Source organism: Eubacterium sp. SB2, from assembly GCF_001244405.1.
GTDB classification, from domain to species: Bacteria; Bacillota; Clostridia; order Lachnospirales; family Lachnospiraceae; genus Faecalicatena; species Faecalicatena contortus_B.
The window spans coordinates 130270-147863 of the sequence record NZ_LN865151.1 but is presented as its reverse complement, the minus strand read 5'-3'; the positions used below and the strand labels follow the sequence as shown (position 1 = coordinate 147863).

General features: G+C 49.7%; 5 protein-coding genes. All 5 read right to left on the bottom strand.

The window, feature by feature from the left end:
- Positions 1-19: 19 nt before the first annotated feature.
- On the bottom strand, positions 20-12505 hold the full coding sequence (locus BN1938_RS05515) for a GLUG motif-containing protein (RefSeq protein WP_050639639.1): 12486 nt from the start codon (positions 12503-12505) through the stop codon (positions 20-22).
- A gap of 52 nt (positions 12506-12557) precedes the next feature.
- Entirely contained in the window at positions 12558-13607 is a 1050-nt protein-coding gene (locus tag BN1938_RS05510; RefSeq protein ID WP_050639638.1) for a type IV pilus twitching motility protein PilT, read from the bottom strand.
- A 92-nt stretch (positions 13608-13699) separates the two neighbouring features.
- Complete coding sequence (locus tag BN1938_RS05505; RefSeq protein ID WP_154253307.1) at positions 13700-15391, bottom strand: GspE/PulE family protein; 1692 nt, start codon at positions 15389-15391, stop codon at positions 13700-13702.
- 10 nt (positions 15392-15401) lie between these two features.
- Positions 15402-16118 carry a hypothetical protein gene (locus tag BN1938_RS05500; protein ID WP_050639637.1) on the bottom strand — a complete coding sequence of 239 codons (717 nt, stop codon included), beginning with the start codon at positions 16116-16118 and terminating at the stop codon, positions 15402-15404.
- Positions 16090-17592, bottom strand: coding sequence for a hypothetical protein (locus BN1938_RS05495; protein ID WP_050639636.1), 1503 nt, complete (start codon positions 17590-17592; stop codon positions 16090-16092). The genes BN1938_RS05500 and BN1938_RS05495 overlap by 29 nt, the downstream gene beginning before the upstream one ends.
- Positions 17593-17594 lie beyond the last annotated feature (2 nt).

Genomic DNA, 17594 nt, shown 5'->3' with positions numbered 1-17594 from the left:
GTCTGACCCCTTTTGCTAATTATTGCCTGCTGTCTTCAGTGCCTCCGGAACCTCCGGGATCACCGGACTTCCCTGTATTTCCTGTACTTTCTGCATTTTCTGCAGGTTCTGCATTATCATTGTTTTCTGCACCCGTGCCGCTGTCCTGCTGCCCGGATTTTTCATTTTCCTTCTCATTGACATCCGGGATCTCCTGCGCCTTATAGCCTTTTGCATTCGCATCTCCTGCAGGCACGGCAGCATGATCCGGCTCATCTGCAACATACTGATCTGCTTCTGATGTCAGGATAAGATCTTCCAGACTGGTCCATTCTGTCCATCCATATCCGGACCAGTCCGTTACTTTAATCTTAACTGCTTTTATGCTTTCAGGATCTGTCAGAGTAAATCTCTTGGTCTGATCTGAAGCATATTTCAGGCTTACGTTTCCGTCCTCATATTCAAACCGGAATAGAATTCCATAGTTTCCGATGGCACCCGCCTCATTTACCGTGTACCTTTTTTCGCCGGCGTCCCATACCGCAGCGAATTCCGCGGTATGCTCATACCCATTATCTGTATTTGAATACCGGATGCTGATGCCGGAATCCTCTTCCTGCCATACGGCACTGCATGAAGTTTGATTCCTGTAGCTTTGCTTCACCATGTTCCCGGAATCACTGCGGTACCAGCTGGACATGCTTGCCCCGCCTTCTCCGGTATCCGCATCGCAGGACAGGAATGTGACCTGCCTGGTGTCCTTGTTCCCTGCAAAATTCTCAGATACGATTCGATCCATATCCGGCAGAGTGAGTAGAAATACCGCGCCATCCTGTGACAGCTGCCCGTAGGTAACCAGCGTACTGCCTTGATCCTCCGTCTCCAGTTTCCAAGGCAGTCCAATGGTTCTGCCTGCGCCGATGTCTCCTAAATAATAAACATTTTCATCATAAGCACTGCATAACGGGTAATACTCTCCCGGGGCTGGTGCAGTAATCATGGCATGGTCCACATCCGCATAACGATTGTCTGACTTTTGTGAACCTGCAAGCGGATATCCGGCTGCCAGATCTGCGTCCGACGTATCCTTATAAAATACATGATAATAAGTTCCGTTCCCCTTTGTAAACTGCAGCATATAAATCTGCGCCGCCTGGGATGCTCCCGATATCTCCGCGGTGTAATCTGCTGCATCCGGCCGTATATTCATACGGATCTGCGGATGTTCCGCTTCCACTTTGACCGGATAGCCCTCCTGCGCTGCCGCATTATGCTCCAGTTTTGATACTGCATTTACAGAAATGTCAACCGCTGTCCAGTCGCTGATTCCCTTTCCATCCGGCTCAATTGCCATGATTTCTGTATCCGCCAGCTTTCCGTCTGCAATCTGATACTGCCCGTTTTCAAGCAGCAGCAGGGAACTCATCGAATTTTCCTCCGCTCTGGCATATGCACTTCTATACTGTACCCCGCCCGCCTCATCTGGCAGCTTGTAAATAAAGTGTCTCATCCGGGCGTTGCTGCCGTCCACTTCCAAGGCAGCCCCATCTCTTGCAGATAGAGCGGCCGGAGCATCCTGGCCTTCGACCGGTCCTGTCGTACCTGCAATCTCAGTTACTTCGTCCGACTTCTGGTACCAGCTTCCGAAGGCAGAGTCTTCATACCGTTCTATATTTTCTGAAATGCCTTTTGCCATTACCTGCGAAGTCCTGATTTTCTCTGAAGCTCCTGCGCCATTCACCGTTTCCGGGTCCGCCAGTACAAGAACAAATTCCTGTTTACCTTTTTCAGATGTTTGGCATTTTAGATAAGATACTGCCGTAAATACAGTACCATCGTCTGCTGTGATCTGCAGCTCATATGGCAGATCCAGGCTGCCGCCGTCGGCCGGCAGACTGCCTGCATATCCCGCATTGGCCAGATTTGCATCCGGAAGATACGTATCCTCCAGTTTTTCGCCCAGGCCTTCCATCTCTTTTGCATCTGATGACAGCACATAAATGTGGTACTTGTCTCCGTCCCGTTTTGCATAGATCCAGTCCATCTCCAGCAGCGTATCATAACCTGCCTCCTGTCTGCTGTTCTGGGAATTGTGGATGATCTGCAGCAAATAGTGTTCTGCATACGCTTCCACTGTACAAATCAGCGTAGTCTGTTCCGTCTTGTTGTCATCCTGCCCCGCCGTATCTCCTTCGTAATGACCTGATTCTGTGTATACCACACTGGTTCTGGACTTTGTCATTTCCGGAACCGCATTTTGTACACGGGGTATCCGGAATTCGGCGTAACTCCTGTTATACTTGTATTCATGAGACCAGTAGGAACTGATCTGGCTGTCAGATACCGCACGGACAGCCGCTGCCATATACATTCCAGCACAATCGGAAAGACTGATTGAGGACGTCTTTCCGGTATGGTCCGTAACTTCTATCTCTGTTCCATGCAGGTTATATGTTCCGCCTGCGAGATTGCCGCCCATGGATATGGTATCCTTCATGACATATTTGGGCTGTGCACCCTGAATCAATTCCCCGTCCGCACCTACTGCACTTGCCTCAAAGAATAACAGATGAAGTTCATACCTGCCGTTTGCCGTGCCATAGCCGCTGCCATCCATTGTGAGATGCAGTCCGTCATCGTTCATCGCATCTATGGTCATATATTCTTCGGTGCTGTATTTTTCTGCCATGGCCAGGTCTGCCACATCCGGCACAGGAAGCCTTGACGGCAGTTCCATCTCGCGGATGACACCTGCGGGACCGTCCTTGTACATCACGGAATCTTTCTCTGCTAATGCTTTGACCGATACATGGATTGTCATTCCGCCGGTAAATTCACTCAGGTCAACACTTCGCTCTAAAGCGGCGGAAGAAACTCTTTCCGCTCCGCTCAGAGATAAAAATGTCCAGATCTCTCTGCGAGTTACCGCATAGGAACCGTCTGCGTTCTTTGTAATAACTACGGTCTTATCCACCTGTGTTGCATCGCGGTAGATGTCCTCGTCTGAATTTTCTATTCTTTTGCTGTATGTAACCGTCCCCGCTGCCTCATCCACAGATTCCTCATAGCCATTTTCCCTTAAATCTTTCTTTAATACTTCCGTTTCCTCTGCGCTGTACTGACTGCAGACCTTATCATCCGCGCTGCGCTCTATGGTAACGGTGTATCCGGCCAGATGATCCATGATGCCTTCTGAATTCTCATCCGCAATTCCTGTCCATTTAACGTCGTAATACATGTGATCCTTATCCGTCACCCCGGCCGCATCCTTGTGCAGCTGTACGGCAGGCATGGCAATCTGTTCCAGTGCCAGCTTCACTTCAAAAGTATGCTCCGTGTAAAACGGAAGTTTTTTCGACTGTACAGCCGTCTCCCCGGCCGGTATGCCCTTGCGGGTCACCCGCAGCGTCATTTTTGAATAATTCCAGCTTCCGCCGCTGTCTTTAAAGGTGTACTCATTTGCATTCACAACGGTCTGCGATTCCAGCAGCGTCCGTTCTCCCGAAGAAGTATGCCCGTATAGCTGCAGGATATACTCTGCACCGGATTCCAACAGGCACTGATCCCATTTAAACGTGTAAGCGGCTCCATTTTCCAGCGGCTGTACCTCGTAATCATCCTTTGAAATAACCGGGTTTGGCTGAATCGGAATCTGATTCGCCGATGTTGACTGGCTGATATAATCCCTCTGCCCATTTGCAGGATTATCATGGACATTCAGCACATTTTGTTTCACCTGATTTTTGAAGGTATCGCTATGCGCAAGCAGTGCGCTGTATATGATCGTATAAGTGCCGTCTTTCTCCAGGCGCACCACATACCCCGGATTCAGCCTCTTTGTACCGCTGTTTACAATTGACTCATTGTCACGGTCCGCATCTTTCAGCGTATACAGCTCTTCTTTTGTGGCATTCTGCTTCACAATATGCCCATACTGGCAGATATACCATTGATTCTGCCATGGATAACTTTGTATACTATATTGATCGTATTCCTCCAGAAGGTCTGATGGCAGGTTCGCCAGCGTGCTGATCTTGGTGGCGCCTCCTGTGCTTGTGATATGGGACTGGCCGTTGGAAACAGAAATATCAATTTTAGTGCCATCCTCATATTTCAAATAATTCTGCACGATCAGCTCCGCCTCGATATACAGATCTACGTTTGATCCGCTTGGAGTCTTTCCTAGCTGATAACTCAGGCCGTCCGGTGTATTTCCATAAAAGCCGTTCCATTTTGCGGTATACAGATCCTCATTCTTTAAAGTGTCTATCCCATAATATGCTGACTGGTACATGATAAGAGGGGATTCCGATGCCCTGCCTTCTATGGCAAGCGCCTTCACAGCAAAATTAATGTTGTCCCTCCGGTCATTTGCAAATTTGGTAATGACCTTATCCGTTGTGTATGTATGGCCGGCCTGAACCGTGATCACTGCCTGCTTATTGCCCTCTGTTGCCACAGTGCCTGCCGGTGACACCGACATGTAGACCGGAATCACTGTTCCCTCTTCAAAATCTTCCGGATTTTCCAGTACTGGTTTCCACCCAAATGACTTGGTGTTGTCCAGATACACCAGTTCCAGATGTACCTTCGGTGCGGTCTGAGGTTTTGTCAGCAGCATCTTGATACTGCCCCATTTTGAAACATTGGCGGCTATAAACTGTCCGTCATTTTCCGGCATCGGATCGGTGGGCGCCCTGTACTGCCCATCCTTATCCTGAAATGTTCCGTCTGCGTCATAATAGGTCATGTAGGCAGTCCCATTTACAGCCCTGACATAAAATGTGTACTCCCGGCCGAACCACTCGGCATCCTGCGGGATGTCATATTCTGCATACCCCTGCCCGTTCTCCAGTGAAGTTACTGTATTCGGCACAAAATACGGGGTGTCCGGATTGCCTTTTTCTTTTGCCTGCCAGCAGACCTGATATCCATATGCCCCCGGCACTTCCTTTATCTTCAGCGTTGTCTTACCGCCGGCATTTATCACGGAAAACTCCGGAGCCTCTGCCTTCATCTTTAAGTCATACGCATCCAGATAATACTGCTCTACCAGCGTCAGCGGGTTTCCATTCTTCTGATCTAATTTAGAATAGCTGACAGCTTCCAGCCTTCTTTTTGCCTCTCTTGCGGTGATCGAAGGAATCTTTGCAGCCTCCAGGAAATTGGGAACCGCTTTGCTTGCGGATCTCAGGTTATAGCTTGGATACTCTGTTTGTGCCGTTTTTGAGGCATACATGGAGGATCCTGATTTGTTCGGGTCATCCAGCGGTGCCTGCCCGTCAACACCAACGCTCCCGCCGTTCCTTATCGTTTCCAGATCTTCTTCCGCCTGTTCCAGGGCGGCAGCCGCTGTTTCCAGGTTCTGCTTTGCAGTTTCATAAGCGGCAGATGCACTGTCCCATGCTTCTTTATCCAGCGGGTTTTCCGGTTCGGAGACATTGCGCACAATACCATCGGTTACGTTCAGTTCTATGCCCGGCAGAACAGCATTTGCAACAAATTCACAGACCGTTCCTGCCGTACTGTATCCCGTTCCGCTTATGCTGTCTCCCTTCAATAAACCATAGATATTCCCCTTATATGTGGCAACATAATCTGCCTGAAAGGTAATATCACTGATCTGGCTGCTGTTATCCAGCTCAAATCTTCCAAATGAGTTCTGTGTTCCGCCAGATACATAGCTTAACCCAAATGTAAAAAATCTGGTAGCCTCATCCGGATGATCCGTTGTCACTGCCTGGCACAGGCTGTCTCCAAAGTTTTTGTAAGCTTTGACTGTTTTGCCGTCTGTGAATTTTGCAGTTATAAAGTTTTCCGGGCTTTCATCTTTTGCCTTCAGATATTTGACCGATCCGTCTGCCGCTGTATAGGACACTGTATAGATATAGTACCTGGTCCATGATCCGGTGGAATTTGCTCCCCAGTAGACGCCAAAGGACTTCACGGAAGGATATGAGAGTTCCTGGACCCCCTCACTTTCATCATATCCAAGAGCAGTCTCAGCCAGGGTATATTTCACAGTCAGGGGATTGCTCTGTTTAATTTCCCCGCCATCGGCAGGCCGTACCTGGCATCCGTTTCCGTTTTCGGTCTTTCCGTCAAACATATCTTTAAATGCGCCGCCGTCATTTTTTACAGAACTATAAAAGCTCTCTTCCACATCTAAAGAATAATAAATCCCATCCCCATACCCGGGGTTCTTGATTTGATTTACTTTTGTTTTTGCAGACTGCAATGCAGCCTCCGATTCTTCCTTCTTCTCTTTCGCCGTCTCAACTGCTAACTGGGCTTCTTCCTCCGTCATCCCTGCCTCTATTTCCTTTGTATAGTAGTAGGAATTCACAATCTTGGCCTTATCGGAATCCGATACTTTACGAGTCAGACCTGCCCCGGAAAAGTCAAAGCAATCCTGCATTCTCACCAAACCATTGTTATAGTTGGCTATCCCGTAAAAATTCGTACCTGTCCCATAATTTCTGCACCGGCTGAATGAAACGCTCATAAATTCATTGTTAAAGTTGGCCATTATTCCCGCGCCGGCCGTAGTTCCGGTTACCTTGCCCGTATTGATACAGTCACTGAAGATGGCCTGGTTTGACGTATTGCATACTGCGGGCCTGCCTGCAAGACCGCCTGCATACCCCCCTTTTACCTCTCCCTGATTGCTGCATCCTGTAAATAAAATTCTGGCGTGATCCGTCAGGTCATACAACGATCCGATCATCCCTCCGCTAACAAGGGAGGTCACTTCTGTACCGATTTTTCCAGTATTGGAAGAGTTTTGGATGGATCCGCCATTATACTTCCATCTCCCCACAAATCCGCCTGTATTAGATGGCCCATCCACCTTTCCTGTATTTAAGCAGTGGTCCATCGAGAATGTATTGCTTTCCTGATTTTCTAAACGGCCGATCAGTCCTCCAACTGCAGTACTGTCCTTAATGCCGCTCTTGTTCGCTACACTGGCATGATTCTCCACAAAGCTCATGCTGCTTCCTGAACCGGACCAGCCGCAGATTCCGCCGGTACCGGAATCGTTGATGTAATAATAGTGCTGTACAGACCAGCCCTTTCCAGTGGACAGCTTCTCTGCATCGGTACCTGTAACTACAGCTCCTGCCTCATTTCTGCCCACAATACCGCCAACGATACCGCCGTTTCCGCTGATAACTACCGTGTCTGTAGACTTCTGGCGATCCGCTTCACCAAAGTTATCACATTCTCGTACCGTACCAAAATTCCAGCCTGCTATCCCGCCAAGGTATGCCGTATACGTCTGGTTATCCTTATTGCTTACTCCGGAACGGATTACCGTGCTCTCATTGTTTTTATCCACACCAATGTAGCAGTGCTCGATCAGACCGCCGGCCGTATTCTTTCCGGTGATCCCGCCCGCATTGACGATATTGCTTCCATTTCCGCCGACCTGGAGGGTTCCGTCAAAGGAACAGTCTGAAAGGTTCCCTTCGTTGATTCCCGCGATTCCTCCATAACCCATATCCGTATTGCCAAGCAATGCTATGGTGCCAATGGCGGTATCCACAACTTCACAGTGTTCGATCGCACTAGATGCTCCCAGCTGCCTTCCCGCTACGCCGCCTAGATTACAGTAGGATACGGTAGGTGCTGTTTGAAGATCCACATTCTTTATCAGTACGGAAGTCCCGTTCCCTGTCTCGCCTGAAATCTTTCCGCCCCCTGAGTTTTCCCCTGCGACTCCTCCTGCGCTGCTGCCATTCGCATAGGTGATCACTTCAGAATCCAGGATTTCTCCCCCTGCAAGCCGGATCATGCCGCTGTTCAGGCCCGCGATCCCCCCTGCAAGGCTTTCGTTTGTGCTCTTGGAAGTATTCCTGACGGAGATCTTGTCTATTGTGCACTGCTGGATCATACCGCTGTTTGAGCCGCTGATTCCCCCGACACGCTTCAGAGCCGTAAGAGTAATCCGCAGATTGCCTTTCACTTCACACAGTTCTATATTACCTGTGTTATTTCCACTGATACCGCCGGCATTTCCTGCCGAAGCTAAAATATTGCCGCCATTTTTGCAGTTTTTAACCGTTCCGCTGTTCTCTGCCACAATGCCGCCGGCATATCCGGATACTGACGTGACCGTCCCATAGTTATCACATTCTGTTATGGAATAGTTGCCCGTATTTCTTCCAATGATGCCGCCAGCATTTCCTTCACTCGCGGTAATAACAGAGCGGCTGATAAATGACGATATGCTTTGACTGTTCTCTCCTATGATACCGCCTACATTTTGTGTACCGCTTACAAAACCACTGATCGTAACCTTGGCATATCCGGATGCAGTTAATCTGCCCTCATTTTTTCCGATCAGGCCACCTGCATTTATATTTCCGGTCACATAAACCACATTGCTGTCCAGCGTTTCCACATCCGTTAATGCAACTCTTCCCTCATGTCCTCCGAACTTCCCGTTAAATCCTGTTACAGCTCCGGCATTCTTGCCGGAAGATAATATTCTGGCCGTTCTCAGTTTCGAGTTGTGGATAAGGCCGAAATTCTCGGCTGCTATTCCGCCTACATTATCTCTTCCGGTGATTGTACTGCTGTTAATCTCACAATCCATTATGATTCCCAGATTGATACCGCAGACCCCGCCTACCTGATCCTTGCTGCTGTCGCCGATGCTGGAAGCCTTACATTTCTCAATAATTCCTCTGTTAATCTCACAGAGCGCCCCCGTATAGGTTGCTCCTCCTGTCGTAGTAACATCACCCACGTCTCTGTTGCTGCAGCTTTCCAATGTGGTATTGTTACCTACTATACCGATAATACCTCCCGCATACGCATATGCGAATTCAGCAGCTTCATCCCGGCCAGTCTGCTCCCCTGCCACGCTTTCCCTGATGACACCGCTTGCAGTCACGGGTGTCAGGTTCTCTACGTTCTGTATGGTCAGATTATTCAAATCTTTGCTGTAGCCAAGTACGCCGCCGGCAAAGACTTCCGCGCGCACCCCGCCAAATTTGCTGCTGGTTACGCCCTCTTCATAGCCTGAGATTTTAAGCCCTGTATTCGTATAGAATGCAAAATCACCGGGTACTTCCTCCACAAAATTGTATGTTATTTCAGCATTTTCGTCTGCTTTGATATTCAGGCCTTCCTGATATGCCGCCACCTTCGCCTTCTGGTTCCCTTCAGCAGTAAGAAGCGCATTATATCCGATAAATCCTCCCGCATATGCCTTGGCTTCTATATTTCCCAGAAAGTTATCGGTCTGGAATACCGTTTGAATAATGGAGTCTGTACATACCAGATTGCCCCCGATGATGCCTCCCACGAAATAGGCGCCTTCTACTGCATTTGGTTTGGATACCAGCTTTCTGGCGCTGCCCGCCCCATAGGTATCCGTAGCCGTATCATACGTATACTGCAGCAGGCAGACCGACGCATTTAAGCCTGCATAACCACCGGCAAAGTTTCCGGATGCATTTACATATCCGCCGGCCAGCTCGTAGTCCTCCACCAGCGCATCCACATCATTATAACCGACGATTCCGCCCACGTAATTGCGCCCTGCTATATAACAGATCGCAGATAATGCATCTCCGCTTGCCTCCGTCGCTTTCCCGTCCGCACCTCTTTTTGTATTTCCGATAATCCCGTTGTTATATCCGGCAATTCCGCCGGCATAATCCCCGCCAAGATTCGTGACCTCGCTGAGGGAATCGTCCTCTGCGCTGTTTGCCACATCACTGTTGCATCCAAAGATCCAGCCGGCATTAAATCCGGTAATTCCCCCGGCATAATTGCCTGCCGCCACTATGATGCCTTTATTGATCCATCCGCTGATCTTCACCTCCAGGGAAGGTTCTTTCTCCGGCTCCACCACGTGGACTCCATCGGCGACATCCTGAAAGACATTTCCTTCGGCATCCACATAATTTCCGCCCCTGTTTCTCTGCGCGCCTGCATTGCAGCCTACAATTCCGCCTACGTATGTATCACCGATCACATGTGCTTCATTGACACGGTTGTTGCCCTCAATCCCGCTGGCAGGGCCGGAATTAAATCCCACAATCCCGCCTACATACTGATTGCCGAAAATATATCCCTGGCGGCGGCTGTTCTCGTTTTCTGTGGAACAGTTTTTGATCTCACACCACTGGTTATAACCTGCGATCCCGCCTACATAGGTTCCCTTTAATTCGCTGCCGCCGTTTTGGATCCCCTCTATGATTTCCTCAACCGCTTTCGCTTCATACTGCGGAGAGCTGGTACAGTCCTCAATCACAAAATGATCCGTAGATTGGGTCTTATTCTCCGCATATCCGATGATTCCGCCAATAAACATCGGCTCTATCCCTGCGCTCTCACTTATTCCGGATACGGCGCCATAATTCCCACATTCACTCATTTTTATTTCGGATTGCTTATCCCCTGTCAGTCTTCCCGCAATTCCGCCGACAAACCGGGTACCTTTCACCGAGGCACGGTTCAAAAGCTTCTGAAAAGTCTGCTTGTCCGCCGAAGCCTTCCCATCCTGTGCGCCAAAAATGCCGCCTACATTTTCCCCTCCTGTATAAGAACCGTTGTCTTCCAGCCTTTGTTTTCCGGATATACTGCTGGCATTTGACGTGCTCTTCACTGCCAGATTCTCCAGGCTGCCGCTGTTAATGCCGCAGAATGCCCCCACGTTGCTGATCCCCGACACAACAATGGAATCCAGGCTGATTCCCCGGATATTTCCTTTGTTCTCAAGGAACAAGCCTGTGGAATTGATTTCTTTTCCCGTACCTTTTAATTCCAAAGAATCATTTGTCCGTGCTGTGACCGTCAGCCCCTTTATCGTATGATTCTCCTTTTCCGCCTTCCAGTTTTTGGCAGAGTATCCTTTGGTCTCGAAAATGGACTTCTGCCGCAGATAGCAGATGGAGGGAAAATCTGTGTTTGTTTCCTGTACGATGCCGCCATGGAACAGGTACTTATTCTTTACAAGTGCTTTCCAGTTAATATCCTTTGTCAAAAGCCACGTGATGTTCTCCGGCAGCTGATACGCATACTCCTCCAGTTCCTGCTCATTACCTGCAAACAGCTTTGTATAATTTCCGCCTGTTTCCTCAATATCCTCTATGTAACGCATATTAAAGAGATGGCGCGGATTGGCTATCTCATAGCGGTAAGTTGTCACGCCGTCTTTCTCTGAGGATGTGCTCTCATCGCCGTAGTAGATATCCGCCAGATTACTTTTCTTTAATGCAGTGGGCTTATATCCCGTACCGCTCCCTTTTATCTTGCAGTAGATCTTTTCTGCGCTCAGTCCGAATCTGTGGAAACTATAACTGTCGCTCAATTCTTCCGCTGCACCGCCCATACCGGAATAGGACGGCCTGCTGTAATTCTTATTGCCTATTCCGTTCCCCTGGTATCCCTCAATATAGGTCTGTGATGTAGCGTTCAGATCGGCTGCATCCAGTACAAGATGCACCGTCCCATTTGTCTCCACATATAGATAAAATTTGTAGTTACCAAGCGTCTTTGCTGTCTGCTTTCCCTTTTTATCATACCAATAGCGTGTAACGGTACCCAGTACCTGTTTTTTCTCATTATAAGCGGACGGCCACTGGTATTTTCCACTGTCTGACTCCTCCTGTGCATTCAGCAGAATCGTCAGCCCGATTTTATTCGATGTTGCATTATAGACATCCAGCTGATACGTCAGCTGGTTCCATGCTTCCTCTGCCTTGCTCAGCCGGAAAGACAGGTTCAGCGTATCTTCGTTGTTCAGCCGCACTTCGCTTATCACCGGCTTTTCTGCATTCGGACTGGTCGCTTTTGCCATCGTATCAACACCATAATAGCCCAGCATTACGCTCTTGCGCCTGGAATAAGTACGGTCTCTTATGTCAATTGTTTTCTCTGCCTCCGCATCCGGGGTTCCGTATACGAAGTTCTCCTGCTTGTCGCTGTACATTGCTGCAAACACCTGTCCGTCCGACGCAGAAAATTCCACGCAGACCGTGCCGCCGCTGAATATGGATGTATCATATATGTAAGTTTCCAGCATCCTGTACAATGCCTGTACTAATCTTTGTTTTTCCGGTGAAACGCCGTTCCAGCTGCTGTTTTTATACGCTTTATAATCGGCAGGCGTACCGGTCAGAGAATAGATGGTGCCCTGATACTTTTTGGCTTTTGTGCCCTTTCCCTCAGACTCGTACCATACTTTCTCCAGATCGTAAGGATCCCCGCTGCTTCCGATCAGTTCTTTGTTTTTCAGCTCTTCATCTATGCTCTTCGCTCCGTTATCTTCCAGCAGGCTCTCCAGTTTTCCCAGATAGCCGGAATAGCTGTACTCGGAAAGCCGGTTCTGGGCAGCAGAAAAAATCGTCTGCGCATATTCGTTCTGTTTTCGAAACTGCGCATTACGATACCATGTGACCAGGCTCACAACAAGGGTACCGGCAAGTATCAGCATAATCACTGTTACGACAACCAGTTCCACTGTCGTATATCCCTTTTTAAAGTTTTCTGCCTTTCTTCTTTCCCGCATAGGCCCACTTCCCGTTGATATTAATTATTCCACCGCTCCCAAACAGTTTAGCTTACCAATACTGCTCCAGATCCCTTTTGTCATTGGTATACTGTGACGCCGTTTCCCTGGTAATCCTCCCCTGTGATACCAGACGGACAAGATCCATGTTCAGCGTATGCATGCCGCTCGCATTCCCTGCCTGCATAACACTGCCCATTTGATGTGTTTTATTTTCACGAATCAGATTACAAACCGCATCCGTTCCCAGCAGCATCTCTGTAGCCGCAATCCGCCCCCGGCCATCCGCCGTGGGCATCAGGCACTGGGTCACGACACTTTTCAGAACACCTGCAAGCTGTGTCCGAATCTGATTCTGACTGCCGCTAGGGCAGGCGTCGATCACACGGTCGATGGTCTGTGCCGCTCCGGTCGTATGCAGCGTTGACAGAACCAGATGCCCTGTCTCAGCCGCTGTCATTGCCGCAGATATGGTCTCATAATCACGCATCTCTCCCACCAGAATGATATCCGGATCCTCACGCAATGCACTTCTGAGAGCCGATGCGAAGCTGATGACATCCTTCCCGGTCTCCCGCTGGTGGATCAGGGCCTGCTTGCTTTCATACTTATATTCCACCGGATCCTCGATTGTAATAATGTGAACCGGTTTCAGCTGGTTGATGTGTTCAATCATTGCCGCAAGCGTTGTAGATTTCCCGCTCCCGGTAGGCCCCGTTACCAGAATCAGCCCTCTCGGTTCCTCTGCCAGTTCATACAGCTTCTTCGGCATATGAAGTTCCTCCAGCGTGGGGATATGGCTGTTCAGCAGCCGTATTGTGGCGGCCGCCTCCCCCTGCTGCCGGAATACATTGACCCTCTGCCTGTTTCCATCGGAGGTCTGCAGCGCAAAGTCAATATCATAGCCTTCACTCAGCGCTTCCTTCTGTTTCCCGCTCAGCAACCCATACAGCATCGCATCCGTCTCTTCCTTTGTCGGCTGCACCGGCGCCTGTGTCAGACGGCCGTGAATCCGAAACAACAGAGGCATACCGGATGACATATGTACATCCGACACCTCCAGCTCTCTTGCCATTAATATAATACTGTTTATATCCTGCATAACTGCTGCCTCCTGTCAATTGCCGCGCACGGTCCCGCCTGCGGACTATTTGATTTAATGTAACAGTTCAGGCTGCCTGAACTGTTACGATACTATGAATAATAGGCTACCTTTCGGAGCTCCTCTATAGTAGTGACTCCTTCCAGCACTAATTGTGTGCCGCATAACTTCAGTGTTCTCATATCCTGATTCTCCGCTGCATACTCTTCGATCTCTTCCGATGTTGCTCCCATCGTGATCAGCTTCCGGATATTCTTATCGATCATCAGGATCTCATGGATGGCAGTCCGCCCCCGGTATCCTGTATAGTTACAGAGGGGACAGCCTTTGGCGCGTTTCATACGCACGGGGCCGCTGACACCAAGCATATCCTGCTCTTCTTCTGAGGCCTCGTATTCTTCCGCACAGTCAGGGCATACCTTTCTCATCAGACGCTGGGCGATAATCCCCACCAGAGAGTTTGCGATCATATAGGGCTGCAGCCCCATATCCTCAAGACGGATGATCGAGGAGGACGCATCATTGGTATGCAGCGTGGAAAATACCAGATGCCCGGTGATCGCCGCACGCACCGAAATCGTTGCTGTCTCCACATCACGTGTCTCCCCGACCATGATGACATCCGGGTCCTGACGGAGCAGTGCCCGCAGTCCGGACTCGAACGTAAGCCCTGCCTGGTTATTCACCTGGGTTTGTGTCACCTTCGGAAGATTCTTTTCTACCGGATCCTCAATCGTTGAGATATTTACCGCCTTTTTGGCGATGTCCTGCAGGATCATGTACAGCGTGGTTGTCTTCCCCGAACCGGTGGGGCCTGTAAAATAAATAATACCATTTGGCGAGCAGAGCATCCTCTGAATCTTCTGATAATCGCTCTCCTCCATGCCGAACGTATCCGGATAATCGATCGGGGAATTACTTGCCAGCAGGCGCAGTACGGCCTTTTCCCCGAATACCGTGGGCAGCACGGATACACGGATATTGATGTAGAGTCCCTCCACCTTGATCCGAAAATGTCCGTCCTGGGGGATTCTCCGCTCCGCAATGTCCATCCCGCCGAGAATCTTAATACGTGCGACCAAAGAAGCATGCAGGCTTTTCTGCAGAGAAACGTATTCCACGATAGCGCCGTCGATCCTCATGCGAACCAAAGTTTTATCCTCAAAAGGTTCAATATGGATATCAGAAGCATTGGTGCTGTACGCCCGGTTAATCAAACGGTTCAGCAGATTGATGACCGGCGTATCATCGTCATCATCTTCGCTGATCTCCAGCTCCTCCAACCGCTCCTCTTCCCGAATGCTTTCGTTTGCGACCCGGGCCGCCTTCTTGGCCCCGACTTCCGAGTAGTAGTAATGGATTGCCCGAAGTAACTCCGCACGCGGACTCAGGCTGATATTCAGCTGCATACCCGTGATCTGGCGGATATCTTCGATTCCATAGAAATTCATGGGATCATTGAGGACAAGGTTCAGCAGCCCGTCCTTTTCGTTTACCGCAAGCATCTCATACTTTTCCGCCAGCTGCCTGGGAATCTTCTCCACCACTTCGGGATCCACATCCAGATTGGCAATCTCCACAACCTGCATCTCCAGGCGCTGTCCCAGCGCCTGGAGCATCTGTGCTTCCGTAATGCAGCCAAGCTCTATGAGAGCGCCGCCGATACGCACTCCTTTGTGCTCCTTCTGGTAGTTTATGGCCATCTGGATCTGTTCATCCGTCACATACTTGTATTCTTTTAATATATCCCCGATTCTGAGGTTCTTAATACTTGCTGTCTCCATAAAACCGCCTCTATTCTCCCTCTGTCTCATCCGCGGCGTCTGTCTGCGCCGCCTGATCCGCCGCATTGGCAGCTGCCTGCGCCGCCTGTTGTTCCATAATGTACTGTTCGGTATCCCTGCACATATATATTTCCAGAGTCATGCCAAGGGTTCTGGTCTCGGACTCTTTTAATGTCTGCCACATAAAATCGGTAATTCTTATTCCCGGCTCATTTGCCGCGCAGTCATCCATCATCGACTGGATCTCCCCCCTGCTTCCCTGCAGTGTCATAGATACCACGGCTGTATAGATTCCATTGTATGTAACCCCGGCATCAGCTGTTTCCGGCTCACCTGCATCGGTAAATGCCGAATAATCCTTCATCGTACTGAATTCGCCCGACGCAGGCATTTTAATGTCCAGATCTTTCACGATCAGCCCCTTCGACAGGGCCAGTTCTGTGAGCATCTTATCAATCTCCATGCTTTTCATGACAGGATAAAAGTCTTTCCTCATCTCTTCGATATTACTCAGCACCGTTGATTCCCTGTCTCTGAGAACCGGAAGGGAAACGACCTTCTGTTCCCGTTCCTGCTGTTCGATTCTGGCATCTGCTGCTTTTTCCTGAAGCTCCTGCCCCTTATCCAGCAGCGGCATCAGCACACCGGCCCCAACGCCGACGATCAGGACGAACACTGCCAGTATCACCAATAACTTTTTATCCCTCTCTGTCAGCTTCAGTGTCATCACTTTCCTCCTGTCTTGCCGCCATAATACAGTTCACCTTTACACTCCACTGGTCATCTGTTCCCTGGGAATATCCTGTGTAATCTACCGCGGCAAATATCTCCTGTTTGCTTAACAGACCGATAAAGCGGTTGATCTGATCTACATTCCCCGCCTTTGCGTCAAAGCTCAGCAGGCCGTTCTCCGCATCATAACTGCTGATCTCCGCCGTAACCAGCCCTGATGCACAGGAGGCTACAACCTCTTCGGTTGCGCTGTCCACTCTCGGATAGGCCAGCACGCTGCTCTTAAGGCTCACCATGCTGTTTCCCAGCGAGGAAGCCGCCTGCAGTTCTTCATTCAGCCTGTCATACTCCTCACATGCCGCCACAACATCCGTTCTCTGGTTGTACGCTTCCAATTCTTTCAGCTGCACATTATAATACATGGCCCGGCCGCCCAGAATCCCGGCAAGCAGGAACATGACCGCAGCCAGAACAAACACCGGAACCAGCATCTTTCTGCGCTTTCTCTTCCCGGCTTCTTTCTCCGGATCCTTCACAACCCGGGACATAATGGAGGTCCTGGGATCTGTCTTCAACAGCCCTCCCACAGTCAGAGCAAAATGTGTCAGTTCCTGACTGCCTCCGGCAGCTTTTCCAAGCTTCACCACCGGCTCCAGCTGTAATGCATCCGCTTCCATCTCCGCATCAATCTGATAGATACTGTCCTGATAAATCTGCAGTTCGTCTTCCGACAATCCGGCTATGTACACCTGCGGAATCTTCTGTGCCAGATCCTGTGCCTTGGCAAACTGTAGAAGCGTGCTGACCGTACGCGCCGTCTCCGCAGCAAACTCCGGGGTTCCGGACTCGGAAAACATCCTGTTTCTGCTGGAATATTTATATTCACCGTTCACCAGAAGAAGATTGATCAGCGACATGTCGTCCGCAAACTGTACGATGCAGGTTGCGTCACTTAGCTGCGAAAGCTTTTCAGCCAGCCTCATGGTCACGCCCACTGCGCTCTCCACACCGCTGATTGCAATATCCAGGCCGGCAAAGCATTCCACATATCCGCGTACAAGTTCTCTAGGCGCTACGGATGCAAAGACCCGTTTAAGCTTTTCCTTCTTCCTCTCCCCCCTGGATAACGGGAAATAGCCGTAAACCGGATTGGAGATTCGCTCCACATCCGTGAATTCACGGCTGATATATTCCATCATCTGTTTTGGCTTGAGAGCCGGCACGTCCACCACTTTCGTAGTAAACTGGCTGCTGTCGATCACCAGATATACATTTTTTCTGGGTATATGATTGGTCTCCCAAAGATTACGGATCATTTCACGGAACCCGTCCTCATCCGTAATAGTTCCGTTCAGGATACATCCTCTGGTATCCACTGTATAATAAAGAGATTTTGCGTGTATGCTTCCCCCGGATACCTCCCCGTCCACAACGCGGATATACCGGTTTGACAAATATACAACTACCATAT

What these genes read in the sequence shown, in the direction of transcription:
- BN1938_RS05495 (WP_050639636.1), bottom strand. Translation starts at nt 17,592, where the DNA reads ATGGTAGTTGTATATTTGTCAAACCGGTATATCCGCGTTGTGGACGGG.
- BN1938_RS05510 (WP_050639638.1), bottom strand. Translation starts at nt 13,607, where the DNA reads ATGCAGGATATAAACAGTATTATATTAATGGCAAGAGAGCTGGAGGTG.
- BN1938_RS05515 (WP_050639639.1), bottom strand. Translation starts at nt 12,505, where the DNA reads ATGCGGGAAAGAAGAAAGGCAGAAAACTTTAAAAAGGGATATACGACA.
- BN1938_RS05505 (WP_154253307.1), bottom strand. Translation starts at nt 15,391, where the DNA reads ATGGAGACAGCAAGTATTAAGAACCTCAGAATCGGGGATATATTAAAA.
- BN1938_RS05500 (WP_050639637.1), bottom strand. Translation starts at nt 16,118, where the DNA reads ATGACACTGAAGCTGACAGAGAGGGATAAAAAGTTATTGGTGATACTG.